A 26,413-nucleotide genomic window follows, 5' to 3' on the forward strand; every position below is an offset into this window, starting at 1 on the left:
CCCCTTTATTATTGGTGTTACGCTTGCATATTCAAGATTTCTTGCTCTGCTCAATCTTCTCCGCAAGCTCGTTCAGATAGGTCCAGCGCTCCATCAAATGCTCCAGCTCGTCTTCCGTCTCCTCTTGGGACTTCATCAGCTCCTGAAGCCTGGCCGCATCGCTGCCGGCGGTCTCCATCTCCGATTGAATCGAAGCGAGCTTGTTCTCGGCGGCTTCGATAAGACCGTCAATCTGCTCGTACTCCCGCTGTTCTTTATAACTGAATTTCAAGCGCTCCCGCGGCGCTTCCTGAGCGGAACCGCTGCCTGAGCCTCCCGAAGCAGGCTTGGCACTGGATGCTTCCGCCTTGCCCCCGGCGGCTTCGCCGCCATGGCGCTGCATCCATTCGGCATATTCGCTGTAAGAGCCGACATGGACACGGATCTGTCCGTTGCCCTCAAACGCCATGATCTTGTCCACCGTTCGATCCAGGAAAAAGCGATCATGGGATACCACGATGCAGACGCCCGGGAATTCATCCAGGTACTGCTCCAGGACGGACAGCGTCTGAATGTCCAGATCATTGGTCGGTTCATCGAGAAGCAGCACGTTCGGAGCGCTCATCAGCACCCGCAGCAGGTACAGCCTGCGCTTTTCGCCCCCGGACAGCTTGGCGATCGGCGTCCACTGCAGCGCCGGCGGGAACAGGAAGCGTTCCAGCATCTGGGCCGCGGTAATGGCCGAGCCGTCCGCCGTGCGGACAACCTCCGCTTCATCCTTGATATACTCAATCACTCGCTGACTGCCGTCCATCTCCTGATGCTCCTGGGTGAAATAACCGAGCTTGACCGTGGGGCCAAGCACGACTTCCCCGGCATCCGGCTGAAGCCGCCCGGCAATCAGATTGAGCAGCGTGGATTTGCCGCTGCCGTTCGGGCCAACGATGCCGATCCGATCCTCGGGAACGGCAATGTAGGAAAGATCCTGAATGAGAACTTTGTCGTCGCTCTTCTTCCGCAGACCTTCAATCTCCAGAATTTTTCGTCCCAGCCGGGTAGAAGCGACCGAGACGTCCAGTTCGCCGGAGCTGTGTACCATCTCCTGATCCTTGAGCTTCTCGAATCGTTCGATCCTCGCCTTCTGCTTGGTCGTACGCGCCTTGGCTCCTCGGCGAATCCAGGCCAGTTCGTTCCGCAGCAAATTCTGGCGCTTCTGCTCGGAAGCAGCCTCACGCTCCTCGCGCTCCGCCTTCAGTTCCAGAAAGCGGCTGTAATTCGCCTCATATCGGAACAGCCGCCCGTGATCCAGCTCCAGCATGACATTGGCCACCCGGTCCAGAAAATACCGATCATGCGTAATCATGAGCAGCGCACCCCGGCGCTTCTGCAGATACTGTTCCAGCCAGGCCACGGATTCATTGTCGATATGGTTCGTCGGCTCATCCAAGATAAGCAAATCGGAAGGCTGAATCAAGGCCGCAGCCAATGCGACCCGCTTACGCTGACCGCCTGAAAGCGTCCCCATCTTCGCGTCATAATTCCGGATGCCCAGCTTGGACAGGATGGTTTTCGCATCGCTTTCCAGCTGCCACGCCTGCAGCGTATCCAGCGTCTGATTGAGCTTCAGCAGCTTCTGCTGCAGGTCTTCGCGATTCGGATGCAGCTCCAGCAGTTCCATCGTTTCGGTGTACTCCCGGACCGCCTTCATCTCTGGAAGATCGCCCTCAAATACCTGCTGCAGGACGGTATTGTCCGGATCAAACTCGGGGTTCTGGGCCAGATAACGCACCCGGATGCGATTGCCCATCGATATTTTACCGGCATCCGGCGGCTCAATCCCCGCGATAACGCGCATAAACGTGGATTTCCCCGTGCCGTTTACGCCGATGATCCCGATTTTATCCTGGTCCTCCATCCCGAAGGAAGCATCCTGAAACAGAATTTTGTCTCCATAGCTTTTCGTTACCTGTTCCACGGTCAATATATTCATAGTTATGATCCCTACTTACATTTATAGATTTCGTTGATCGTTCCTTCATCGGTAAGACGGATACATTATAACGCAATCCACGCCGCAATCCCATAAGCTGCCGCGCCGCCAAGCAATGAGCTGACCAGATTGACCGCATCGTTGGACATCCAGGCATGTCCGCGCATGCGCACCGTATCCCGGCCGCAATGTCGAGACACTTCCACCGATTTGCCGCACGCCGGGCAGCGATACATTACCTGCATGGTCGCACCGAGGTACGAATCGGCAAAAGCTCCGACCACGCCGCCCGCAAGGGCAGCCAGGACATACGGCAACAGATCCGCATTCATGCCGCTCCACTCGGCCAGCAGCCATCCGCCTGCCCCAATCAGCATGCTCCCTGCCGCCGCCGCCGCGGAGCCGACCCAGGACACGCCGCCGGATTCCCCGGCTGTCAGCACCCTTCCGTTCAGCACGGAACGCGGAGGCTTCCGGCTAAGGCTGCCCACCTCCGTGGCCCAGGTATCCGCCGTCACCGTAGCCATAACGCCTATAAACAGGTACACCCACAGATGGGACGGAATCCATACGTTCAACAGACACAGCACCATGCCGATGCCGCCATTGGCGAAGACCTGACCGGCATCCCGCCGGCCGGTCTTGGCATAGGATTTCTCCAGGTCCGCCTTCCGCTGCTTCCCATGCCGCGAGAGCAGCGTGGACGTTATGAAAAAAAGAAGCAGGGTTCCGAACCAAAACGCGTTCCCTGCTCCGTAATATATGGTACCCATCAGAATAGCGGCTAAGGCTCCGGATTCCGATAACGATCGTTTCCTGTAAGCGGCTCCTGCCACGATGACGGCACCCGCTGCCCCGATCAGCCAATCCATCCGCGATCCCTCCCATAATAAAGCTTGTCAGATTACCCGATTTCGCAGCGGCCCAGACGGACGTCTCCCCAGAACAGTTCGAACACGTCGCCGGATTCCGTGGGTCCCACGCCGGCCGGCGTGCCTGTGAAGATCAAATCCCCTTGACCTAGACCGTAATGCTCGCCGATGTAATCGATGATGCGCTGAAGAGAGAAAATCATATCCTTCACATTCCCCCGCTGGACCTGGGCGCCGTTCTTCCAGACGGTAAAATCCTTATCCTCAAGCTTGGCGGTTCCCGGGAAAGCGATGGATGGCGTAAGCGGTGCGGAAGATTTAAACGCCTTTGCCGCCGTCCACGGGTGTCCCTTCTCCTTAATGACCGTCTGTACGTCACGCAGCGTGAAATCGATGCCAAGGGCCATCGTTTTTACAAGCTCGTCCACGGTCTTGCCTGGCGCGTAATCCTCCGCAAGCTGAATAACAAGCTCGCCTTCAAAATGAAGGCTGCCCCTGTCCATCGGCAGCTTCAGCACGCTGCCGTCCAGCGGAACGACGGCATGCGAGGGTTTAAGAAAAATCATCGGCTCTTCCGGTACGGCATTGCCGAGCTCCGCCGCATGCAGTTGGTAATTACGTCCTACACAATAAACGTTATTCACTAGGGCACACATCAATTAAAACCTCCATTTTCTTCGCCAGAACGGAACTTTTGGTGCAATTTTATGAATAAAGATTTGGCCCCATGTATCGGGCCGGTTCGTACAGATCATGATGGCGGGATTCATTCGGGCGAGCGATCTCATGCTCTTCGCATCATCCACCGTCCAAGCCATGGGCGTAATGCCGTTCTTCACCAGATCCGACGCAAAAGCCGCATCCAGGTGGGAATAGCCGATGGATAAAAAGGAACATTTCATTTGCTTCAAGCGTGCCAGCAAATTGCGAGGATGCGCATCGATGATAAGTCCGGTTTTCACGTCGGGCTCCAATTCCTTTGCCTTCATCAAAGCTTTCGGTTCAAACGAAGTAAGCACCACGTCCGTCAGCATCCGGTGGGCTTGAATCCGCTCCAGGACAGCGGCTTCCAGGCCGGGATACATGTCCCCGCTCGTTTTGAGTTCGATGTTAAGTTTCAATCGGCCTTTGACCAGCTGCAGGACCTCATCCAGCGATGGAACCTGCTCTCCCCTGAACTGGCGTCCCTTCCATTCTCCGGCGTCCATCCTCCGGATTTGCTGCCAGGTCAGATCCTTCACCTTGCCCTTCCCGGTCGTCGTACGATCCACGCTGAAGTCATGGATCACGACAGGGACCCCGTCCTGAGTCAGCTGCACATCAATCTCCATCCAATGCACGAAGGGCTCATCCATCGCCATCTGAATGGCTGCGCGCGTATTTTCAGGCGCTTTACCGGAAAACCCCCGGTGAGCCACGCATAAATTGTTCATGGTGGGACCTCCTTGATGTAACGTTTAACGAATTAGTCTGCGGCCTTGCCTGCTATAACTTCACCATCAAGCGCTATTTTGACGCCGCCGACGGATCGCTCCTGGACCTCTTTCAGCAGGGCTTCAGCTTCTTTGCCTTCAAGCGGAATGACCTGTCCGATCTCCGTACGGTAAGGCGTCAGCTTCAGGTCGCAGTCTCCTTGCTTGCTGCATGAAGCCCGGAACACGGCTGTTTTCCACGTATCCGCATTCGACGATTTGGTAAAGATGAAATTGCCGGTGCTGTACGCAATCCACTTGCCCTTGTACTGCTCCAATCCCTTGCAGCACATGCGGGTGGCCGCCGATAATCAGATCGGCGCCGCCGTCAATGAATGCGCGTGACAGATTGATCTGATGGACATTCGGCGTCTTATGAAGCTCCTCCCCCCAATGGGCGATGACAACCACCAGATCGGCCTTGTTCCTTGCCTCCTGGATCGCTTCAACCGCCTTGGGCAGCACATGGTCATAAGCCCCGGCGACCCCCGGCCTGTTCTCCAGCGCATACCAGGTCGTCTCCGGCAGGACGCGGCTGAACCCAAGCAAGGCAACCGTCATGCCCTGAAGCTCGAAATATTCGGCCGCAAAGGCTTCTTCCTCATTCCGACCTGCTCCCACATAACGGATATCATGGTCCTTCAGGTGCTTCAAGGTATCCAATAGCCCCTCCTGCCCCTGATCCAGAATGTGATTGTTAGCCAGATTAACGGCTTCCACCCCGGCATCCCGGAGGGCGGGCAATACGTCCGGAGAGGACTTGAATACGAATTTCTTGTTGGCGGCGCCAACGCCTCCGGTCGTAACCGGGGTTTCCAGATTAAGCACGGTTAGGTCGTCCTCCAGAAATGCGGTACCCAGGTGCTTGTAGGGATAATCGTATCCATGCTTCTTCAGCTCAGCCTCCACCTTGCCCGAGAACAACGTGTCCCCTGCAAAATGCATGACCACCCGCGCTGCCATCTCGTCATCGGCAGGTTCATCCGCTGCGCTGCCATCAGGCCACGTTATCGCGGAATCGGGAGGTTCGCCGGGCTCCGTCGTCGTCGAAGGATCCGAATCCGTTCCCGCGCCTACATCCTGCTGCCCGGAGCCGGTGCTTCCCGCCTGCTCCCCTTCCATGCCAAAGTCCGGCATACCAGGGGGATAAGCCGTTTGCGGAACCGGATCTTCCTTGAATTTAAAATGATAAACAAGCAAAGCAGCGATCATAAAAATCAGGCATAGGTTCAGAATGAGCCAAACCTGTCCGGTTCGCTGCTTACGGGCCTTCTTCTCGGCCTTGCTTTTCTCTGATCGTGACAGATGCTGCATAGGTCACTCCTTTATTCACTCATGAGCTCGCGCAATAAGTCGCTTCCCCCATTATACCAGCTTCCCCATAAAGAATAGAACCCCCCGTCGCCGGGGAGTTCCATATCAAAGCATTCTGTTGAGAAATTCGAAATTCGGGTAATACGGCTTACAGTCCAATCAAGGTGATCACGGAGTCGCTCAGCGCCTCCATATAGAGCGGGTCGCTGTTCAAGGAGTCGATGCGCTCAAGCCGCATATCCATCTCCTTGGCAATGCTTTTGGCTTCGATATCCAAATCGTACAGCACCTCAAGATGGTCCGATACGAAACCGACCGGCGCGACCAGCACGTCCTCCACCTGTTCTTCTTTGTTCAGCGCCTGCAGCGTATCCAGAATGTCCGGGCCCAGCCAAGGCTCCGCCGTCCGGCCGGCGCTTTGCCACGTAAACTGCCACTGCTTCACGCCTGCCTTCTCGGCTACGGCCTTGGATGTCTCAAGCAGCTGATCCTGATAAGGATCTCCGACGGACAAAATGCGTTCCGGAAGGCTGTGGGCACTGAACAGCACCCTCACGCTGTCCCGAACAGCCCCCGCTTGCTCGAACTGGTTCAGCTTCGCCGACACCCGGTCTGCAAAAGCCTCGATCAGTTTCGGATGCATGTGATAGCTCTCCACGAACGAAATCTGAAGTCCCAGCTCATCGGCCTTCGCCTGGGCACGCTTCACGTAGGATCCGATGCTCATGGTGGAGTAGTGGGGAGCCAGCACGATGCCGACGGCTTCCTTGATGCCGTCCCGGACCATTTGCTCCACGCCGTCTTCGATATACGGAGCCGCGTGCTTCAAGCCTTGATAACACACGAACTCAAGATCGATGGCCCGGGGATCCGCATTTAATGTATCCTGCAGCGTGCGGACCTGCCGGTCCGTGTTCTCGCGGAGCGGAAACACGCCTCCCACAATCGCCTCATAGCGGTCCGTCAGCTCCTTGAGCTGCTCTTCCGACGGCTTATTTCCGCGGCGGATATGCGTATAATAACTTTCGATTCCTTCCATGCTCTCCGGCGTGCCGTAGGACATGACCAATACGCCAATCTTATTCTTCATACCATCTCACCTCTGGCTAATAAAATATTCAACGTTTAAGAGCGTTGTGCTCCTGCCTGCAATGCTTGAGCGGAGTATTCGTGAATATACGAGGTCAGCTCACGCAGCTTCTCCAGGGAAGCCTCCGGGAATAAACCGTGTCCTAGATTAAACACAAAGCCCGGCTCCTGAATCCCCTGATCGATAATTTCTTTGGCATACTGCTGAATGACCGGCATCGGCCCGGTCAGAACCGTCGGATCCAAATTGCCCTGAACGGCATATTTATGCTCCAAACGGCGGCGTCCTTCCGTAATGGACACTCGCCAGTCGAGACCGATGACATCCGTGCTGAGATCCGTAAGCGTAGGCAGCAGCTCTCCTGAGCTTACCCCCGGGAAATAGATCTTCGGAACGCTTAGGTCCTGAAGCTCGGCAAAGATACGCTGAATGGTTGGAAGGACAAACGTTTGGAAATCCTTTGGAGACAAAGCTCCAACCCAGCTGTCGAACAATTGAAACGCTTTCCCGCCGTTTGCCACGTGGGCGCGCAAATAAGCGATCACCATGTCGCCGAGCTTGTCCATCAGCGAAAACCATACCTTCGGCTCGCTGTACATAAGCTCTTTCGTGCGAAGATAATTTTTGGAAGGTCTGCCTTCGATGAGATAACTGGCAATCGTGAACGGAGCACCGGCAAACGTAATGAGCGGAACGTCGAGCTCCTTTTCCAGAATGCGAATCGTCTCCAAGACATGGCCGAGATCACCTTCCACGTCGATCGGGCGAAGCTTCTCTACATCCGCTGCGGATCGGATCGGATTGTCGATTACGGGACCGATATTTTTCACAATATCGAAGTCTACCCCGATCGAGGCAACGGGATTCATGATATCGGAATATAAAATAGCCGCGTCCACGCCGAGCTTCCGTACCGGCATCAGGGTCACTTCTGCCGCCAGCTCGGGTTGACTGCATATTTCCAGCAGGGAGTACTTTTCTTTAATCTTTCGATACTCCGGGTCGTAGCGTCCCGCTTGTCGCATGTACCATACAGGAACGTGGTCCACTTCCTGCTTGCGGCAAGCGCGGATGAATTGATCGTTATAGGTCATGATTAGGCCCCCATCAATGTGTATAAAGTTTCCTAAAGAACATTATGCCCTTTTTAAAAGTAAGTAACAACCGTCTTACATGGACATCCTATGAAAATCGCATGACAATCTTATGACATTGTTAGCATTTGGCACTTTTTAAATATGTTATACTGGAAGAACGGCTTTTTTTAGGGTAATTCCACATACGTCCGGTTCGCGCCGGACCCGACAGCTTAGAAAGGAAGTGAAAGGCACATTGACCAATTGGAAAATCAATCTCATTGTGCTTTGGTTCGGGCAGTTTTTGGTCAACTCCGGGATGACCATGATCACCCCGTTCCTGACGTTATATCTGGCGCAAGACCTGAATGTCGTGGGAGATCGGGAAATAGGACTATGGGCAGGATTAATATTCGCCGCCAACTTCCTGACATCATTCATTTTTCAACCGATCTGGGGAAAGGTCGCAGACAAATACGGACGCAAAATCATGCTGCTGCGCTCCGGCTTCGGCATGGCGCTGGTCATTGCGTGCATGGGCTTTGCTACTCATCCATGGCATCTGCTGGTTCTGCGTCTGCTGAACGGTACCATATCGGGATTTAACCCTGCGGCGATATCGCTCGTATCGGGCACGACCCCCAAGAATCGGATGGGATTTGCGATGGGCATCATGCAGTCCGGACAAGTTGCAGGCACCATTCTCGGTCCGTTGATCGGCGGACTCATGGCCAGCTGGGTCGGATTCCGGCCAATCTTCTATATCACGGGCGGATTGATTTTTGCCGCTTCGATGCTTGCCTTGTTCCTCGTCAAGGAAAATTTCAACCGCGAGCAGGCGGCCAAGGCGCCCCAGCCTTCGGTTATTGCCGGGCTCAAGGAGCTGAGCCACATTCCGCAGCTGCCGGCGTTATTCGCCGTCACGTTCCTGCTTCAATTCGCGATGATCAGCCCTATGGCGCTGCTCCCGCTGTATGTTCAGAAGCTTCATGGATCCGCGGTGGATATCGCGATATGGGCCGGATTCGTCGTGGCGGTCACGGGACTGTCGAACATGATCGCCTCCCCGATTCTCGGCAAGCTCAGCGACAAGGTCGGCGCGCACCGCATACTGACGTACGCCTTGATCGGTACGGGACTTACGTTGATCCCGCAAGCCTTCGTGCAATCCGTATGGCAGCTGATCATCGTGCGGTTCATGATGGGCGTGTTCATGGGCGGACTGCTGCCAAGCGTCAACGCGCTGATTCGTTCCTACACGCCGGACGGCATGGAAAGCCGCTCCTTCGGCTTCAACACAAGCTCGCTTGCGCTTGGCAACATGCTGGGCGCGGTAATCGGCGGATTCTTATCCGGATTCATCGGAATCGAAGGATTGTTCGTTACATCCGGCTGCCTGCTGATCATCAATATGTTATGGGTGAGACGGAAACTGTTCTCGCATAAGCCTTCGCCCAAATACCGTTGAGCCTGCCAGCAGAATAACAGCAACCGTCTTATCCAAAAAGGGGCTGTCCCGTGGTCTAACCGACCCGAGGACAGCCCCTTTGTGTTATCTGTTTCATCCCTTCACGCGCGCAAGGATCAGCCCGTCATAGGCGGGCAGCAGCGTGCTGATCAGCCTCTCGTCCGTCGCGATGATTTCATTAAAGCGGCGGACGGCCCGAACCGAAGGACCGTTCTTCTCCGAGTTCAGCGTCCGGCCCCGCAAAAAGCAATTGTCTCCGGCAATGAGGGCACCGGGATTGGCAAGCTCCATGGCATATTCCAAGTACAGAGGATAGTTCTCCTTATCCGCATCAATAAAGAAAAAATCGAATGTCCGCCCTTCCTGCTTCAACGCCTCCAGGCTATCCGCCGCCGGACCGATGCAGTACTCCACCTGATCCTTGAATCCGGCCTTCTCCAGATGACGTCCTGCGAGTGCCGCGTATTCTTCCTTCAGCTCTAAGGACGTGAGTTTGCCGTCGGCTGCAAGTCCGCGACACAGACAGATGCCGCTATAGCCGCCAAGGGCGCCGATTTCGAGAATATTCCTTGCGCCGGCAGCCTGTACCAGCATGGTCAGCAGCCGGCCGTATGCCGGTGCCACCGAAACCTCCGGCATCCCGTGCTCGCGGATGGCTTCTATTACAAGCCGAAGCTCTTCATCTTCAGGGTATAATTGGTTAACATAATCATCAGGGGTCGTAAGCAATGAAGCTGCCTCCTTTTTCTCATAACATGCCTTGACTCCGTTAAACCTAACGAGAACTATCATATGATAATTGTCTTAGTCAATGCAATCGCCTATACTATATAGATTGAACCGGCGGCGACTCTCGCCGTACACATGTTAAATGGAGTTGACATCGTTAATGCCTCGATTACAATTGATCGCGACGGCCCCGATGGGGCTGGAAGCCGTCGTTGCCCGCGAGTTGAAAGAGCTCGGGTATGCCGACATGGAAGTAGAGAATGGAAGAGTTACCTTTTCGGGTGACCTGATCGATATTTGCCGCTGCAATCTATGGCTCCGGACGTCGGACCGAATCCTCGTCAAGATGGGGGAATTTACGGCCCTGACCTTCGACGAGCTCTTTGAAGGAACCAAAGCGCTGCCGTGGGAGGAATGGATTCCGGCGGATGGCGAATTCCCCGTGGAAGGACGTTCCCATAAATCGCAGCTTAGCAGCGTTCCCGCCTGTCAGGGCATCGTGAAAAAAGCAATCGTGGAGAAGCTGAAGCTCTCGCACCGCACGGAATGGTTCCCCGAGGACGGTCCCCGTTATGTAGTCGAGGTATCTCTCTTGAAGGATCGAGCCATCCTGACGCTGGATACGACAGGGCCAGCCCTGCATAAACGAGGTTACCGCAAGCTGGTGACGGAAGCTCCGCTGAAAGAAACGATGGCTTCCGCCCTGCTGCAGTTAAGCCGCTGGGGCCCGCATCGCCCGCTGTATGACCCGTGCTGCGGTTCGGGCACGATCCTGATTGAAGCCGCCATGATGGCCTGGAACATTGCGCCTGGCCTGCGCCGGTCGTTCCCGTCCGAGCACTGGGATATCATCGGAGACAGCCTGTGGGAGGATGCGCGCGAGGAGGCGTTTGATGCGGTGAAGGACGATATTCCGCTCCATATCGCAGGAAGCGATATCGACCCGAAAGCCATCGAAGTAGCCAAAGCCGCTGCCAAAAGCGCGGGCCTTGCCGGCGAAATCGACTTCAGGGTCCTTCCAGCGGCCAAAGCCATCCCTGATGGCGAATTCGGCTGTATTATCACTAATCCGCCTTACGGCGAACGGTTAAGCGAGAAAGAGGAAGTTGAACGTTTGATCCGCCAATTCGGCTCCGTCATGCATTCGCTTCCGACCTGGTCCTTCTTCGCGATCAGCCCGACCAAGCAATTCGAGCATTACTTCGGCCGCAAGGCGGACAAGCGCCGCAAGCTGTTCAACGGCCGGATCGAGTGCCAGTATTATCAATATCTGGGGCCCTTGCCACCGCGTAACAAATCGGCGGAATAACGTCATGACGCCGCTTGAACCGCCGCCTTCGGGCGGCTTTTTTGTCTGCATCGCCGTTTGAATTCATGCCGGGCCAAGCTATAATTAGAAAAGCGTCTATCGACGTTCTTGCATAGAAATCAGACAACGTTTCGAGAATGTTATAGTTTTAGATAAAGGAGGATACCCTCGTGCTCTCATCGCCGTCATGGATCGATATCCGCAGCCGGGTCTCCAGAGGACTGCATTACCGCTACACCGCCTATCTGTTATTCCTTATCCTCATGATGTACAAGCTGATCATGCTGGATCATCAGCTTCATATTGCCAACATGAAGCTGGACCGGGCCGACTATGTGATCGCCGTCGGCTCGCTCCTGCTGATCTCCTTCTGGACCTTATGGCTCCCGGCAAGAGGCCGGCTTGCTTCATTAACCCTACTGAATCTGGTATGGACGGGGATCCTGTACGCCGATTTAATCTATTACCGGTACTTCGATGATTTCATAACGGTGCCGGTGCTCATGCAGGCCGGGCAAGTCGGCTCGCTCGGAGACAGCATCCGTTCCCTTATACACGGCGCCGACCTGTTCTTTTTTATCGATTGGGTTGTCATCGTCCCGTTTACGGCCGTGATGGTGTTCCGCAAACGGACATCGACCTCCGAAACGTACGGGTTCCCGGGTGAATTTCAGCGGCATCGGCGGAAACGGGTGTTTGGCCGGTTGGCAGCTGGTACGCTCGTTTTCATCCTTGGCATGGTGATGACTTTCGTCCCCATCAAGAAAGCGTCCGATACTTGGGCTGTCGGCCTCTTTGAAGGCAATTGGTGGAATATTACGCTATATAACGTGACGGGACTGATCGGTTTTCACGGATATGATCTGTACCGTTACGGCCGGGATCATCTCATCGGCCAGCCGAAGCTGGCAGATGAAGAGGTCAACCAGGTCAAGGCATGGTTTGATGCCAAGCATGGGAAAGCATCCGGAACCGGGGCTTTGTTCGGCAAGTATAAAGGCAGCAACGTCATCATGATCCAGACGGAGGCCTTCATGAATTTTGTCATTGGCCAGTCGATTGGGGGGCAGGAAATTACCCCCAACTTCAACCGTTTGATGAAGGACAGCATGTATTTCAGCAATTTCTACCATCAGACCGGGCAAGGACGAACGTCCGATGCGGACTTTGTCACGCACAGCTCCCTGCTTCCCCTGCCCACGGGTTCCGTGTTTACGCGATATGCCGACCGCGAGTACGATACTCTTCCGGAGATTCTGAAGGAGCAGGGTTATGCAGCAAACGTGTTCCATGCCTATGACAGCAGCTTCTGGAACCGGACGACGATGTATCGGGAAATGAACTATGACCGTTTTTACAGCAAGAAGGATTATGAAATGAACGATGTGCTCGGATGGTCGCTGAGCGACAAAGCATTCTTCGCGCAATCGCTGGATCGTATGAAAGGCATCGAGCAGCCCTTCTATTCCTTCCTGATTACGTTAACGAGCCATCATCCGTATTATGTCCCGAAGGATGCCCGCAAGCTGGATACTGGAGAGTTTGAAGGCACGATGTTCGGGGATTATCTGCAGTCGATCCATTATGTGGACGAAGCCTTCGGCCAGTTCGAGGAGCAGATGAAGCAGCAAGGGCTGTGGGATAATACCATACTGCTCATCTATGGCGATCACGATAATTCGATCAAGGAAATATCGGACTATGAGAAGTTTCTTGGACGGGATCTGAACGCACTCGACATGGAACTGATCATGAACCAGGTCCCCCTGCTCATTCGCCTGCCTGACGGCGGGAATGCCGGAGTATATCCCGAGGCCGCCGGCATGATGAACGTGACGCCGAGCATCCTTCATCTTCTCGGCGTATCGGAAGCGCCGTATTACTGGATCGGGGGCCATCTGTTTGATGATAAGCCGCGTCTGATTCCGCTGCGCAGCGGCGCTTTTTCCGAAGAGAAGGTGTTCTACCTGCCTTCTGAAACGGCCGGGCTGGAAGGTGGAACCTGTTATGATCTGACAACGCGTCAGCCAACCGATATCCAGGCCTGCCGTGACGGGTACGACGAAACCCGGAAGCAGCTGCAAATCTCGGACCAAGTCATCACGTACGATCTGTTGAAGTTATTTAAAGCACAGGGCAAGGGTGAAATGGAGTAACAGAACAGCTTCGATTTAGGTTCAACCCAAGACCCAGGCGCCCCGCTTAACCAAAAAAAACAGGTTGATCATGATGATCAGCCTGTTTTATAATGCGATTTTCGATAAGACCATGTCCCCTTACAAGAAGACCCTTATTCTTGCCGCCTGCTTCTTCCACCCTGCCCAATAGAACACTGACTCGAGTCGGTTTCCCATCTTGGCAAACGCTTCACCACATATCACCTGAGCTTCTTCTAGGATGGCCGCCCCAGCTTCATATAAGTTGACCAAAAAGCCCGTTCAAAGCTTGAAAGCTCTGGAACGGGCTTGCACAGGATGATTTACTTTTTAGCCGAACGAAGCTTGGACAGGCGTTCCTTCTCTTCACCTAACAACTCTTCCGCCAATTCCACGGCGTTTCGGTTCCCCTGCTCGATCACCTGAGCGACTGCTTGCTCTGTATGGGATAACGAATTCTCCGCTTGCTGAATTAACTGTTCCGTCGGATGGGACATGGCCGAGGATACGGCACGGTGCAGTTTCTCCACGGAATCTAACGCGCTGTTGCTTGGACTGTTGGAGTGAAGACTGGAATCGTGACTGTTCATGACGGATGCTCCCTTCTAAAGTCGTGTTCCTGTTGCCCTCTTAGCATGGATGGCTGAGCCAGGAACTATACCCGTAGAAATGGGAAATCCATGAATCTTCGATTGGGGGCCCGAACAGCCCGTTGGTTACTTCACAAACGGCAGCGCCTTTGCCAGCACCTCATCCTCTGTAGGTGCGCTGACATACCGGCCGTTGATATAAATGAATGCGCGTTTGCCGCAAGGACCGCAATAGGATTTGCAGCCGATCTTAATGTCGGCATCCGGCACCATTTTCTGAATCTTCGGGATGATTGTCTTCAATTTCGTATGCCTGCATTTCTCGCAGACGCGAATATCATTAGCCATTATTCATTACCTTCTTTGTTCTGAAGTATCCTAGTGGTCGCCGTGATTCCCTTGGGATGGATTCGTAATGACAAAGCCTTCCTCGGGAAAATAAAGATAGTCGATTTTGACGCCGTCCAGAAAAGGTTGTCCAGCCTCCAAAATGACGTCGATCTCTTTATCCGTCGATACGACGACATCGCTTTCCTTAGGTGTGTCCAGATCCAGTCCATAGTGGGCATGATCGCCATGCGCATGGGTAACCAGCACGCGAAGTTTTTTGTCCTTGTTTTCTTCCTTGTCCAGCTCTCGCTTTATCACTTTGGCCGCATTGCGGGTAATTTTACATTTCACGTATATTCATCTCCTCACGGATGTTTCATTCAATATGTTATTGTAGACCCCTGCCGACTTTTTCGCAAGGGTTCTGTCCGTATTGCCGCTGACTGAAGGCCGCTTACCTTGCGCGCTTGACCGTGCCTTGGTTCTCATCGAGCAAACCCGGATATTTCCGTTCGACGCGGGATACGAACCAGTTCATCAGCAGCATCGTGACTCCGATATCATCGATCGGCAGGAAAGGCATGAAATCCGGCAGTACCCAATACAGCGCAACCGGAACCAGGAATAACAGCTTGTCCCCTAAAGCAACCCGGGAAGAGGCCAAGTACCCGAATATCCGCTGGAATACGTGCGACCAGCGCCGAAGCGACCATAATCTTCTCCACTTCATGGTGCATACCTCCATTCCAATTGCATGAATATATATTACCCAATTCCTGAATCTCTAAGAAATCCCGGCCATTCCTATGCGGCCCGCAATCAATCATAGGGCGAAAAGAGGCCACTGCCTTGATCCATGACAAGCAGCGGCCGATTCTTCTATCTTTGTATACGTTTAGGAATGCTTCTCGTTTCATTATCAGGTTATTCCAAAGACATGAACGCCGACAGGATCGATCCCACCTCGACGCACAGGTCCTCGAAATCCTCGAGCGGCAGCGGATTAATCCCATAACCGATCTCCACCGTAAAGCCCGGTCTCCTGAAATGCTGAATGAACCAATCCTTGTAGCCCGCATCGCTCCCCTGAAGCTTCACCGGCCTGTAACCGCCCGCCTGACCCATTATTCTGGCCATGTTCTCGCTTTCCGGAGGTTCGTAGTCCCTGTAATTCCAATAAATTTCCCTGCCTTGGCTGTGAAGGGAAACGGCTCGTTCCGGAGAGATCGACAGGGTATGCTGATAGACGGTCTCGGCTTCCGGCTCGCTCAGCGGCTTAGCCCCCGCATAATCCTGCGGAGAAGGACGCGTTTTGCCCCTGCGAGCAACTTCCTCGTTCCAATGCGCCGGGAATTGGTCCCCCAAATCCACGCCGTTGATATTCGCCTTCCAGCGGCGAAAGTCCTCGCGACCGCCATTCCATTCCAGCAGACGTTCATAATAGGGATGAGAAGGTGTGATTCCTTCTTGTACGAGTTCTACCCCGTCCGGGTTTGCCATCGGGACAACCCACAGCGTATAGTCCTGGTACCAGGCCGTCGGTTCCTGATGATAAACCGTTGAATCTTGGACCAACGCCCTGCCGTACTCCTCCATGAATCGCATCAGACAAGGAGTGGTGATCCATTCATTGGCATGCAGCGCCGCATTCATGTGAAGATTCTTCGGGCCTTTGCCGATTTTGGCCGCATATATGGGTTTGCCTAGCACGCTCCGTCCGATGACGCTCCACTCGATGGCAGGGTAATGCAGCTGCATCTCTTGGATATCGCGCTCCAGATCCCCCGGTCCATACTCGCCGGATAACCGTATCAAATGCTTATGCGTCGGGCCCGGCAGAACGATCGTTTTTCCCTGGGGCAGCTGATTAGCCGATAAACCGGGATTCAATTCTTCCAAGGCTTCCTTGCGAAACCGGAACGCACTGGCAATACGATCAAACGTATCATGCTCCTGAATGACATACCGCCGGCGCAGCGATGCAGGAAGATAGAGCATTTGTCCCTGCTGGAGATACGGCTGCTGGGCGGCCCATGGATTTGCCGTAATCAGCTGTTCATACGCCAGACCATGTCTGGCAGCCACGCGTCTTAGTGTATCGCCTTTCTGTACGACATATTGCTGCATAATGGATTCCTTTCCGCGGCTAAGCCGCTTCAATTAGTGTCCAATCCATGTATATGAGCAGCCGCTTGTCCGACATGAGTGATGCAGCCGATCGAAACGGCGCCAAGCCCCTTCCTATCGTATGAAGGCGATCGTGAAACAAAAGAAAGGCAGGAAAGGGCCCCATCCCTTGTCCTGCCTGCCTCGCATTCTCGTATTCGCAATCATTCTAATAAGCTTTAAAGTATGAACCGTGAATTATAGCTTCGTAATCTGCCATACCACCGGCGTCCGCTTGATATGCTCACCAAGCCATTCGGTTGCAATGCTCTGAAAAATTTCCGGATCTCCTGTACAGAAAAATTGATGCACCGGCCCTTCCATGCTGCTCGCGAGCTGGCCTTTATCGTACAGAATCGTGCTGACTTCGCGTGCCGTTTCATCGGCGGAGCTGATCAGCTTCACATTCGGCCCCATGACGGTTTGAATCGTATTCATGAGAAACGGATAGTGGGTACAACCCAGGATCAGGCAATCAATGGAGGTATCCTTGATGCCTCGTAGCGATCGCTCCACCACCTGCAAGGGAATCCTTGGACCGGAACAATCCGTGTTCGACGAGCGGTACCAATTCGGGGCAGGCTTGACTCTCTACCCCGATATATGGTGACAGCTGTTTCAGAGCCGCTGTATACGCTCCGCTGCCAATGGTTCCGACCGTACCGATCACGCCGACGTGTCCGGTCTTCGTTGCGCTTATGGCGGCTCGTGCCCCTGGATGAATGACACCGATGACCGGCACGGGCACTTTGGACGAAATATAATCAAGCGCCGCCGCCGTTGCCGTATTACAGGCGATAACGATCATTTTGGGATCATATTGAATTAAATAATCTACGATTTGCTCCGTAAATAAACGGACTTCTTCCGGTGTACGGGGTCCGTAGGGTGCGCGGGCTGTATCTCCGAAATAAATAATCTTCTCTCTCGGGAGCTGTCTCATCACTTCTTTGGCGACAGTCAGCCCGCCCACACCCGAGTCTAGTATTGCGATTGCTTGCTGCACGAACCCACCGCTTCCTTCTTGTCAAATTCATGGTTTACAGTGATACCATATGTCATTTCGGATCGAAATGTACCTTAAATCTTACCCCAATTCCCCCCTCTCTTCAACAAGGGCGCCGTTGTGAAAAACCTTGGATGCAATGTTCAAGCAATTGTAGGACTCTTGCTCCAGATGCGGAGCTTAGGTAGTTTATACTATTAGTAAGCGCGCGTATAGAAAAGGAGAATCTCACGTGAATGACAGCATACATCGCACTGGCCTTTTTCAGGCTGCGGAGCAGTTTATCGGGCTCTGTTATGCAGAGTTAAACCGGACCGGGGAAGAAGTGCAGTCCCGGATCCGCGACATCCGCTCACAGATCGAGCGGACAGGTACTTATGAACATTCGCTAGAGGAACTGACGCACGGGGCCAAAATGGCCTGGCGAAACAGCAACCGCTGTATCGGGAGACTGTTTTGGGATCGCCTGAAGGTCATTGATGCCAGACACTTAACAGAGACCTCCGACATCTTTTCGGCGCTTCTCCACCATATCGAGAGTGCCACCAATGGCGGAAAGATCATACCTACGATTACCATTTTCAGAGCTGCGCGTCCCGGGGAAGCTCCCCTTATGATCAAAAACCATCAATTGATTCGGTATGCGGGTTACGAAACGCCGGACGGCACGATTGGCGACCCGGCTTCGATCGCCTTCACGAAGGAATGCATGGAGATGGGTTGGCAGGGTGACTTGACCGCCCATGATGTGCTGCCGCTGGTGGTGCAGCAGGGGAATGAGCCGCCCGAGTGGCTGCCGATACCGAAATCCTCCGTGCTGGAGGTCTGCCTGGAGCATCCTGATCTTCCGGAGCTTAAAGAGGAAGGGTTAAAATGGTACGGGGTGCCTCTCATCTCGGACATGCTGCTTGAGATCGGGGGCGTTACGTATACGGCCGCTCCGTTCAACGGATGGTATATGGGAACCGAAATCGGTGCCCGCAACCTCGCAGATGAGGCCCGTTACAACAAGCTTCCGCTCATCGCCAAGCTGATGGGGCTGGAGACTTCAAGCGAAGCCACCTTGTGGAGGGATCGTGCACTGGTCGAACTCAATGTGGCCGTGCTTTATTCCTACAAAAAGGCGGGCGTCAGCATCGTAGACCATCACTCGGCTGCAGCCCAGTTCGGTCTGTTCGAACGGCGTGAAGCGCAGGCCGGGCGCGAGCTTACCGGAGACTGGAGCTGGCTGATTCCTCCGGTTTCGCCGGCCACCACGCATATTTTTCATGCATCCTATCATAATGACATGCGTTCGCCGAATTTCCATTATAGGAACAAGGGACAATAATCCCGCCTGACCATGCTAAACACCTAAACGCAGCAAAGCCGGGGCGTTTGGCGCCGCCCCGGCTTTTCATGTATTTTGGCGTGATCCTTATTCCCGTAATCGATGTGCTGAAGACTGATGATCCTGGTTTTAATCGTTGATCTTCTCTTCCGAAACAGAGGGCACATACGCCTCTTCTTCAAAATCCTCATCAAACGAGGACACCTGTGCGATTTCCTCTTCTGCCAGCCAGCTCTCCTGCCGGTTCCGCCAGGACTGAATGTCGGAGATGACATTCTCGGCACGATCCGTCATGATGCCGATCAGATTAACGCCCTGCTCTCCTACCTTCTCCGCTGCCTCCTGCACCTTGGCACCGATTCCGCGTGCGCCGTCAGCAATGTCATCCCGAAGCTCTTTGCCGGATTTCGGAGCCAGAAGAAGTGCGGTAACAGAACCTGCAACACTGCCGATCAATACTCCCCAGAGGAGTCCTTTGCTCTTCTCTTTCATATCCCATCTCTCCTTCTATTTGGCTTGCCCTTCGCCGGACTTGGAGGCATATTTGTTCCAGGAATGCCAGAGCGTCATCCCGGCATCCACCCAACGGAACATCTCCCCGATCTGCCGTTCATTATCGAGGCGAGCACGTTCCAGATGCTCAATGGCCGTTATTGAAGCTTTTTTCCCAACAGCATGAACCGCATCGGCCGTCTTGGCTAAGGCTGTCGCTGCACTGGACATGGAAGCGGCAAAAGCTTCGCCGGCTGCCAGCTGACGCTGTATCATCTCCAAAGAGACGGAAGCCTGCTCAAGCACTTGCGAAGCCTCCTGTGCCAATCGGGCGCTGTCTTCTTCAAGCCGGCCCAGCATGGTCTCAGCCCGCCGCATCAGCTTTCTAATCGACAGCATCATGACCACCGCGGCAACCGCGATCAGCACGATGCCGGCGGCAGCGGCCAGCGCACTCCATTCTGTCATCGGGAACTCCTCCTTTCGTCCGACCGGGCGAATGCCTAGTCGCTTGATGCATTATAAGCAGGATGGGCTTGTCTTGACACAACATCGGCGATCTTTTTATTGCGGCCAGAGAACAACGAATATCCCCGCCCGCTCAAGGAACATGCCGGCAACGGTACGAATTCAACAAAAAACAGACCGTTCAGAGGATTTCCCTGAAGGTCTGTTCTTCCATGAGTCATATAGATGAGCGAGCCCATGCGGGCATGGGAGAAATCATTCAAGCTAAGCTAAGCAGCCATCAGTACAGTTCGTTCTTTAAATATTCGCGAACGTTTCCCGCAAACTGCTCCAGCACATCGGGAAGTACGGGCGTTAAAGAATGCAACGCCTGCCGGTCCCAATCATAGTAGTCCTGTACGAGCGGCTTACGTAAACGAACCAGCTCCATCAGAACCTTATGAACCTCTTGCGGAAACACCTTTTCCTCATGATTGATATCCATGATATCTTCGTAACTGCTGGCATCCCGCATAATAAATCCGTCGATCAGGTAGCTGCCCACATCCGTGACGACCTCGATCGCCAGATGAAGCGCACGCTCCTGAACCAGGCCCAGCACCAGGCCTCCGTCCCACGATTGCGCCGCGGCCCGCAAACCTTCCGCAATGTCCGGAATTGCGTTCAGCCGCCGTTCAATTTGCTCTTGATTCACATAATACACCGCAAATCTCCTCCAGCCTGTTGTTGTAAGTCTATCTATGCCTACACTTCAAAATCAACGCTAAGCGTATGATCTTTCACCGTATTGATGTATTGGATCACTTCCTGATGTACGGGGTGAACGGCATAAGCCTGCAAATCTTCAAGATTGTCCACTTCAACGATCAAAGCCAAATCATAAGAGCGCTCGGAGCGGATCACATCGGCACCCGCTTCAAGGGATCTCAGCATCGGAATTTTCCCGTCCATGTCGCGCAGCACCTGCACGGTTTTCTCAATATTCTCTGCGGTTGGATCCTTCAATTTGAAAAAAACAATATGTTTAATCATCGTCCGTTCCTCCATCTCTAGCATATATGTAAAACTAAAACTCTCGTATCTATCATACCCCGTTCGACCGGAAAAAGAAATCGCTCCCACGTACATGAGGAACATACAAGGCTCTCCAGTTATAACCAAACAGGAGCATCGACTGGACGGCGCCAGAACGTGCTCCTGAATGAACATCCTATTAAAAAAGCCGGTAATTTGGATTTATGCGCTAAATATGGTTCAGCATGTTCCGGGCAATCCAGACCCCGGCGGCTCCTGCCTGAGCAAGCCCTCGGGTAATTCCGGCGCCATCCCCGCCGCAATACAGCCCCTTGATCTCCGTCTCGAAGGAATCCGACAGCTTCGGCCTTGCGGAGTAAAACTTGGCCTCGACGCCATAGAACAACGTGTGCTCCGACGCGATCCCCGGCGTGACTTGATCAAGCGCTTCAACCATCTCGATCAGACTTTTCATCGTGTTGTAAGGCAGCACCAAGCCAAGATCGCCTGGAACGGCTTCCTTCAGCGTCGGCTCAAGAAACCCTTCGCGGATTCTGCCCTCGGTGGATCTCCGGCCGCGAAGCACGTCGCCGAATTTCTGCACGATGACCCCGCCGCTGGACAGATCATTCGCCCGCTTGCATATTTCGCGCGCGTATTCGTTAGGCTTATCAAACGGCTCAGTAAACTTATGGGATACCAGCAGCGCAAAGTTCGTATTGGCCGAGCCCAACGCCGGATCCTTGTAGGAATGGCCGTTGGCGGCCATGACGCCGCTGTGGTTTTCCACCACGACATGGCCGGAAGGATTACTGCAGAATGTCCGCACGCGGGTCCCGACCGAAGTGTTGAAGATGAATTTGCCTTCATACAAATGCTCGTTGATTTCACGCATGACCACATCCGAGGTTTCGACGCGCACGCCGACATCCACTTGGTTATTATGCATTTTCAATCTGCGTTTTTTAAGAATGCCGGTCAACCAGGCAGACCCGTCGCGGCCGGGGGCAACCATCACCAGATTCGCCTCATGGACCTCTCCGCCCTTCATCGCGATGCCGGTGACGCGGTGGGTGCCGTCCTCCTTGACGGTGACGATGTCCTCGACCTCCGCCCGGAATGCCATATCAATCCTTGTCTTTAAATATTCATAAATCGACTTCAGGATTTCCAAATTCTGCTCGGTTCCAAGATGCCTTACCTGTGCGCGAAGCAGCTTAAGGCCTGCTGCGTATCCTCGCTGTTCAATATCGCGGATCGCATGGGTCGTCGGATCTGTAATGGCAGGCGTCGCCCCATGCTCCAGGTTGATGGCGTCCACATATTGAATGAGCTCCATGACTTTGGATCCGGGCAAATAATCGGTCATCCAGCCGCCAAACTCTGTGGTTATGTTGAATTTGCCGTCACTGTATGCCCCGGCTCCACCAAATCCGGCCGTAATCGAGCAGGCCGGCAGGCAACCGGCGAATTCCTTCCGGCCTACCGCCGGAGGACACAGCTTAATCTTCTCCTCCAGAATCGGACAGCTTCTCCGGTAAATATCATGTCCCTTGTCAACCAGCAGCACCCTGCTGCCCGGTGATTTCAATGTCAGCTCATAACATGCAAAAATTCCCGCAGGACCGGCACCAACAACGATAACATCATATTTGCTCATCATATCCCCCTGTGTGTTTGACTGTCGTTTGCGCACACCGATTTCAGGCACAAAAAAATCCTGCTCCGAATAGGTATGCTTGCGCACCCTATTCGTAGTCAGGAATTTAAGGTCCCTTGTAGAAACCCCTGAACCTTATTTTCAGGGATATACGAATAAGCCTATTTTTCTCTTCAACAACCATAGTTAATATAAAACGGAATTACGAATGAGTCAATACGAATATTTGAAATTGTTCGTCTTTTGCGATAAATTTCGATTTATACAGGGGAATAATCGTTAATTTTTATATAAATACGAACAATGTTCCAACAAGACCAAATACACATTGTAGGTCTATCGAACCACTGCGCCGGCTCCATAAATCATGTAACAACGAAATGGAAACAAATGTTTAGTGATTGGCTATTGAAAAGCTAGTGTCGAATATTGTAGTATTGTGTTAAAAAAAATCGGAGGAATTATGCCTACACAACTGCAGCAAGAAAAACACTCCATTGAGGCGTGGTCCCTGATCAACCGTAAATATTTGGGGAAAGGCGTGCGAGTCAAGCGCTTTCGTCGGCCGACCCGCTGCCAAATTCGTAACCGCGTCCTGCTAGCCGTACTTATGGCCAACGATATCAAATTGTCGCAATTGGCCGAGGAACTGGGAGTATCCTCCCGTAGCGTCAGCGCCTGGGTATATGAGGGACGCGTTCCCGGAAAAAACAACCTGGAGAAAGCCTGCGACTACTTGGGTTATCCCCGCCACATTCTCTTCAGAGAAGAATTGCTGGACAAGTCGCCCTTGATCTGTCAGCCAGCGCCTTCCCGATTCATGAAACGCACCCTGACACGCTCTCCGGTCAGCAATCGGATTCTGACAGGCCTGTGCATGGTTCATGATTTGTCGGTGAGCGATGTCAGCCGCTGGATCGGCGTGCATCCCGGCACGTTCCGCAAATGGCTGCACCAAGGCACCGTACCTTCAGCAGCATTTCAGGAGAAAGCGGAACAGTTCTTTCGAATCCCTAAGTCTGTGTTATTCGCAGATTGCGCACTGAAGCAAGAGTCCCGATAAAACTAGCCGTTAAACCAATAACCATACTTATGATCTGACACAAATGCTCTGCTTGCCGGACTCCATTCGGCCAAGCCGGGCTTATTTTGTGTCATGGCATAGTTTGAGGTTTTCAGGGAATACAAGTAACATCGGGCATACGAAACATCCAGGAATGAGGTGACTGACCAATGAAGCTGCGTCAGAAGGAAATTGGCGCTTCACTGGGATTGCTGGCTGGAACGACCATGGGAAGCGGCATCGGATTCCTGCTCGGATGGCACTCCTACAATCTGATGGTCCTGGTTTCCCTCTTCGGTTTTTTCGGTATTGCAGCCGGTCTTTGGGCAGGCTCCCGAAGAATATTCAAAGAGCTCCCTTAAAAACCATGTGAGGCTCGTCGTTCTGCCTGATTCTTGCTGAACGTTCAGGCATAAGCTCAAAAAAAGCAGGCCGGTAATTTTCCGGTCTGCTTTGATATGATTAGTTATGGGTCTTCGTCTCGTTTATAACGTACCATTTCCCAGGCTTAACGCCATCGTTTTTGAAATGTTGAACGACTCCGTCAATGGCGGCTCTTTGGTCATGGCCTCGGGTGGTCGTATCCGGCATATCCTGAATGCTCCAGGTCTTGCCTCCGTCCTCGGTTTTGGCTTGACCGCTGAATCCCGTTTCGGGCGAGATAAAATGGAGAAAGCCGGCATTCGGCGTGCTTCCTATCCGGTTCCATGTTTCTCCGCCATCCGTTGTACGGTACAGATCGTTATTCTCCATCACGGTCCAGGCCTGCTTTCCGTTCAGCGCAAAGATTTGGCGTACTGTGCCCTTCAGTTGAGCTTGAACCTCCCATTCGGTGCCTCCGTCATCACTAAAAGCAATCCAGCCTTCTCCGCCGATCCAGCCTGAGTTATGATTAACGAGCCGGACTGCCGTCACATCCGATAAATCCACATCGGGTTCGGCCGCTGGATCTTCTTGCGTGTCTGCTGCGGAACCGTTTCCTGCGCTGCCATCCGTATGGCCTGAGGTTTCATCCGTGCCGGAAGGCGGCTTTGTCTCAGGAATATCTCCCTTGAGGGAGTTTCCCAATGCCTCAGTCGGCAAAGACCCGGCCCCATTCCCTTTATCCGATGGCTGACATCCGACAGCTACGCTGACTGCGATCAACATCATCAGCATAAAGCCCATCCTGTTTCGAGGTTTTATCATGCGATCACACCCCTTATGTTCTAAATACCAAAACGGCTATTTACGCTATTCGTCCCATTCCATCACCCTCATACGGAACGGTCCCTCTTATTCAGTATAACGCGATTTCCACATGAAGAGGAACGAAAAAAGCTGTTTTTCAAGTCGAATTCCACTTGAAAAACAGCTTTGCTTCATAGATGCGGTCGAGAGGACTCGAACCTCCACGGGGGTAAGCCCACACGGACCTGAACCGTGCGCGTCTGCCAATTCCGCCACGACCGCATATTATGTAAGTCGTGATCTTGTTGATCACCGTAATTAAGAGTATATTACGCCCCAAGCTAAAAAGCAAGCATTTTTTCAAAAAAAATGTCGAAACCATCATTTCATCATGGTTTCGACTAATCAGGCCAGTCTCAGATCGTCCATTGATCATGTATGATGCCGGACAATACCCAACGATCCTCATACCGCTCAAACACTAGCCGCAGGCTTTCCCAGTCCATGCCCGCATAATCAGGGTCAACTCCATCATAATAATACTCAACGATGCAGGCCTCTCTGTACTGGCTGCTGGCATTGTTCACCGTATTTCCTTCGCTCTTCGATTGGTTATATCCGATCCACGGCGCCTTCGCAAAGTCCAGCGAATAAATGAATTTCTTGTAATAGCCATCAAGAGTCATCGAAATCGGTTCTCCGCTGCCGTCAAACTCACCCCATCGGTAAACGGCGTCGTTGTTCAATCCCTGCCGCAGCTGCTGCTTGCTGAGCGTTACGTCCTTCTGCCGGTCGACGTAAGCATACGGAGAGAAGGTGATTCCGTCTGGATGAGCGAGTTCGGCCAGCTTCTCAAAATCCTTGTTTTTCAAAAATGCGATCGCTTCAGCACTGATTTTGGACAGGGCGGCTTCTGCTTCTTTCGGCGTGAGCAGCGGATAAATCATAGCTTCTTTAGCCTTGTTATCCCAGGATACCTTGCCTCCAAGCCCTTCAGCCGAGAAACGGAGCGGGATGTAAACCCGTCCCTCCCTGAGAAGAGGCGGAGCATCCAGGGTCACGACCTTGCCGTCCTTCACGGCACGGGTATGCCCAACGGTATAACTCGTCGTATGTTTGCCATTGCTCACGATCGCCGACCGATCGGCTTGATTCCAACGCACCTCGGCACCCATAGCTTCCGAAATGCCGCGGAATGGCACCATCACCCTCCCTTGATGAATAAAAGCAGGCGAATCCAGCAGCAATTTGCCGCCATTCACCCTAATTTCAATAGGTTTGTCTGAAGATGTACCCGAAGCCCAAACTTCTTCTCCTCCAAACAGGAAACCGGCGATCCCTATCGCTGCCGCCATCATACCGGCCAGCAGCTTTTTCACTCCTTGACGTTTCTTCATCACAAACTATCCCCTCCTTCTGCTCAGTTCACTATCTCTTTTTCCATTTCCATTATAAAATGTCTATAACCCATAGACCCATCCATAAAGCAATTGCCGATTACTCCGTGCAGCCACTGGATATGCACTCCCCTCACGCCCCAGGTTCGCTATGCCTAACCCCCTATTTATATTTACTCAACATACCTTTTATACAGTCAAGGATCAGGAAAGAGGAATTGAGTCGCTGAGGAAGAACTTGTCTAAGCATGAGATTATATTTCTACCGGGGG

At 53.2% G+C, this 26,413-nt stretch carries 25 protein-coding genes, 1 tRNA gene, 2 pseudogenes and 1 riboswitch; of the genes and pseudogenes, 6 read left to right on the forward strand and 22 right to left on the reverse strand.

The window, feature by feature from the left end:
- Positions 1–31: 31 nt before the first annotated feature.
- From taeA to hemE, 7 genes and pseudogenes are all read right to left on the reverse strand, one after another.
- Entirely contained in the window at positions 32–1,969 is a 1,938-nt protein-coding gene (gene taeA / locus P0X86_RS23625) for an ABC-F type ribosomal protection protein TaeA (protein ID WP_277746615.1), read from the reverse strand.
- Between the two features lie 65 nt (positions 1,970–2,034).
- Positions 2,035–2,841 carry a DUF92 domain-containing protein gene (locus P0X86_RS23630; protein ID WP_277746616.1) on the reverse strand — a complete coding sequence of 269 codons (807 nt, stop codon included), beginning with the start codon at positions 2,839–2,841 and terminating at the stop codon, positions 2,035–2,037.
- 32 nt (positions 2,842–2,873) lie between these two features.
- Positions 2,874–3,497, reverse strand: a complete 624-nt coding sequence (locus P0X86_RS23635; protein ID WP_015736707.1) for a fumarylacetoacetate hydrolase family protein — start codon at positions 3,495–3,497, stop codon at positions 2,874–2,876.
- A 3-nt stretch (positions 3,498–3,500) separates the two neighbouring features.
- A complete protein-coding gene (locus P0X86_RS23640) occupies positions 3,501–4,274 on the reverse strand; it encodes a glycerophosphodiester phosphodiesterase (RefSeq protein WP_277746617.1) in 774 nt (257 codons plus the stop codon).
- A gap of 32 nt (positions 4,275–4,306) precedes the next feature.
- A pseudogene (locus tag P0X86_RS23645) lies at positions 4,307–5,627 on the reverse strand (CapA family protein).
- A gap of 148 nt (positions 5,628–5,775) precedes the next feature.
- The gene (hemH, locus tag P0X86_RS23650; protein ID WP_096776066.1) at positions 5,776–6,717 is read right to left on the reverse strand and encodes a ferrochelatase; all 942 of its coding nucleotides are present in this window, start codon (positions 6,715–6,717) and stop codon (positions 5,776–5,778) included.
- A gap of 35 nt (positions 6,718–6,752) precedes the next feature.
- Positions 6,753–7,811 (reverse strand): uroporphyrinogen decarboxylase, encoded by a 1,059-nt coding sequence (gene hemE / locus P0X86_RS23655; protein ID WP_277746618.1) that lies wholly within the window; start codon positions 7,809–7,811, stop codon positions 6,753–6,755.
- A gap of 238 nt (positions 7,812–8,049) precedes the next feature.
- Here hemE and P0X86_RS23660 point away from each other — a divergent pair, with 238 nt between their 5' ends.
- Positions 8,050–9,261, forward strand: coding sequence for an MFS transporter (locus P0X86_RS23660; protein ID WP_277746619.1), 1,212 nt, complete (start codon positions 8,050–8,052; stop codon positions 9,259–9,261).
- A gap of 93 nt (positions 9,262–9,354) precedes the next feature.
- Here the strand turns inward: P0X86_RS23660 and P0X86_RS23665 are convergent, their stop codons facing one another.
- Positions 9,355–9,990: an O-methyltransferase gene (locus P0X86_RS23665; RefSeq protein ID WP_277746620.1), complete on the reverse strand. Its 636-nt coding sequence runs from the start codon at positions 9,988–9,990 to the stop codon at positions 9,355–9,357.
- A gap of 160 nt (positions 9,991–10,150) precedes the next feature.
- Here P0X86_RS23665 and P0X86_RS23670 point away from each other — a divergent pair, with 160 nt between their 5' ends.
- The gene (locus tag P0X86_RS23670) at positions 10,151–11,299 is read left to right on the forward strand and encodes a THUMP domain-containing class I SAM-dependent RNA methyltransferase (protein ID WP_192571022.1); all 1,149 of its coding nucleotides are present in this window, start codon (positions 10,151–10,153) and stop codon (positions 11,297–11,299) included.
- Between the two features lie 170 nt (positions 11,300–11,469).
- The gene (locus P0X86_RS23675; protein ID WP_277746621.1) at positions 11,470–13,455 is read left to right on the forward strand and encodes an LTA synthase family protein; all 1,986 of its coding nucleotides are present in this window, start codon (positions 11,470–11,472) and stop codon (positions 13,453–13,455) included.
- Between the two features lie 323 nt (positions 13,456–13,778).
- Here P0X86_RS23675 and P0X86_RS23680 read toward each other — a convergent pair whose 3' ends face one another.
- From P0X86_RS23680 to racE, 6 genes and pseudogenes are all read right to left on the reverse strand, one after another.
- The gene (locus tag P0X86_RS23680; protein ID WP_009593780.1) at positions 13,779–14,045 is read right to left on the reverse strand and encodes a hypothetical protein; all 267 of its coding nucleotides are present in this window, start codon (positions 14,043–14,045) and stop codon (positions 13,779–13,781) included.
- A 126-nt stretch (positions 14,046–14,171) separates the two neighbouring features.
- On the reverse strand, positions 14,172–14,393 hold the full coding sequence (locus P0X86_RS23685; protein WP_015736716.1) for a YuzB family protein: 222 nt from the start codon (positions 14,391–14,393) through the stop codon (positions 14,172–14,174).
- A gap of 30 nt (positions 14,394–14,423) precedes the next feature.
- Positions 14,424–14,726, reverse strand: coding sequence for a HesB/IscA family protein (locus P0X86_RS23690; RefSeq protein WP_009593786.1), 303 nt, complete (start codon positions 14,724–14,726; stop codon positions 14,424–14,426).
- Between the two features lie 103 nt (positions 14,727–14,829).
- Positions 14,830–15,105, reverse strand: a complete 276-nt coding sequence (locus tag P0X86_RS23695) for a hypothetical protein (RefSeq protein WP_192571020.1) — start codon at positions 15,103–15,105, stop codon at positions 14,830–14,832.
- A gap of 194 nt (positions 15,106–15,299) precedes the next feature.
- The gene (locus P0X86_RS23700) at positions 15,300–16,502 is read right to left on the reverse strand and encodes a M14 family metallopeptidase (protein ID WP_277749084.1); all 1,203 of its coding nucleotides are present in this window, start codon (positions 16,500–16,502) and stop codon (positions 15,300–15,302) included.
- Between the two features lie 237 nt (positions 16,503–16,739).
- A pseudogene (gene racE / locus P0X86_RS23705) lies at positions 16,740–17,547 on the reverse strand (glutamate racemase).
- A gap of 232 nt (positions 17,548–17,779) precedes the next feature.
- Here racE and P0X86_RS23710 point away from each other — a divergent pair.
- Positions 17,780–18,877, forward strand: coding sequence for a nitric oxide synthase oxygenase (locus P0X86_RS23710; RefSeq protein WP_277746622.1), 1,098 nt, complete (start codon positions 17,780–17,782; stop codon positions 18,875–18,877).
- A 129-nt stretch (positions 18,878–19,006) separates the two neighbouring features.
- Here the strand turns inward: P0X86_RS23710 and P0X86_RS23715 are convergent, their stop codons facing one another.
- The 5 genes from P0X86_RS23715 to P0X86_RS23735 all read right to left on the reverse strand — a co-directional run bounded on the left by P0X86_RS23715 (position 19,007) and on the right by P0X86_RS23735 (position 22,511).
- Positions 19,007–19,369 (reverse strand): YtxH domain-containing protein, encoded by a 363-nt coding sequence (locus P0X86_RS23715; RefSeq protein WP_009593785.1) that lies wholly within the window; start codon positions 19,367–19,369, stop codon positions 19,007–19,009.
- A 15-nt stretch (positions 19,370–19,384) separates the two neighbouring features.
- Positions 19,385–19,837: a DUF948 domain-containing protein gene (locus P0X86_RS23720; protein ID WP_096776074.1), complete on the reverse strand. Its 453-nt coding sequence runs from the start codon at positions 19,835–19,837 to the stop codon at positions 19,385–19,387.
- A 280-nt stretch (positions 19,838–20,117) separates the two neighbouring features.
- Entirely contained in the window at positions 20,118–20,540 is a 423-nt protein-coding gene (locus P0X86_RS23725) for a DUF86 domain-containing protein (RefSeq protein WP_009593787.1), read from the reverse strand.
- A gap of 41 nt (positions 20,541–20,581) precedes the next feature.
- Positions 20,582–20,869 carry a Dabb family protein gene (locus P0X86_RS23730; RefSeq protein ID WP_015736721.1) on the reverse strand — a complete coding sequence of 96 codons (288 nt, stop codon included), beginning with the start codon at positions 20,867–20,869 and terminating at the stop codon, positions 20,582–20,584.
- A gap of 211 nt (positions 20,870–21,080) precedes the next feature.
- On the reverse strand, positions 21,081–22,511 hold the full coding sequence (locus tag P0X86_RS23735; protein WP_096776075.1) for an NAD(P)/FAD-dependent oxidoreductase: 1,431 nt from the start codon (positions 22,509–22,511) through the stop codon (positions 21,081–21,083).
- Positions 22,512–22,586: 75 nt separating this feature from the next.
- Positions 22,587–22,686: riboswitch (purine riboswitch) on the reverse strand.
- A gap of 288 nt (positions 22,687–22,974) precedes the next feature.
- Here P0X86_RS23735 and P0X86_RS23740 point away from each other — a divergent pair.
- Both P0X86_RS23740 and P0X86_RS23745 read left to right on the forward strand, forming a co-directional pair.
- Positions 22,975–23,574 (forward strand): helix-turn-helix domain-containing protein, encoded by a 600-nt coding sequence (locus P0X86_RS23740; RefSeq protein ID WP_009593788.1) that lies wholly within the window; start codon positions 22,975–22,977, stop codon positions 23,572–23,574.
- Positions 23,575–23,744: 170 nt separating this feature from the next.
- The gene (locus tag P0X86_RS23745) at positions 23,745–23,936 is read left to right on the forward strand and encodes a hypothetical protein (protein ID WP_090909398.1); all 192 of its coding nucleotides are present in this window, start codon (positions 23,745–23,747) and stop codon (positions 23,934–23,936) included.
- A gap of 100 nt (positions 23,937–24,036) precedes the next feature.
- Here P0X86_RS23745 and P0X86_RS23750 read toward each other — a convergent pair whose 3' ends face one another.
- From P0X86_RS23750 to P0X86_RS23760, 3 genes are all read right to left on the reverse strand, one after another.
- Positions 24,037–24,762 (reverse strand): WD40/YVTN/BNR-like repeat-containing protein, encoded by a 726-nt coding sequence (locus P0X86_RS23750; protein ID WP_249732768.1) that lies wholly within the window; start codon positions 24,760–24,762, stop codon positions 24,037–24,039.
- 180 nt (positions 24,763–24,942) lie between these two features.
- Positions 24,943–25,026: transfer RNA gene (locus P0X86_RS23755), tRNA-Leu, on the reverse strand.
- 134 nt (positions 25,027–25,160) lie between these two features.
- Complete coding sequence (locus tag P0X86_RS23760; protein WP_277746623.1) at positions 25,161–26,141, reverse strand: copper amine oxidase N-terminal domain-containing protein; 981 nt, start codon at positions 26,139–26,141, stop codon at positions 25,161–25,163.
- Between the last annotated feature and the right edge of the window lie 272 nt (positions 26,142–26,413).

The sequence above is a fragment of the Paenibacillus sp. BR1-192 genome, assembly GCF_029542445.1.
Classification (GTDB): domain Bacteria; phylum Bacillota; class Bacilli; order Paenibacillales; family Paenibacillaceae; genus Paenibacillus_AQ; species Paenibacillus_AQ lautus_A.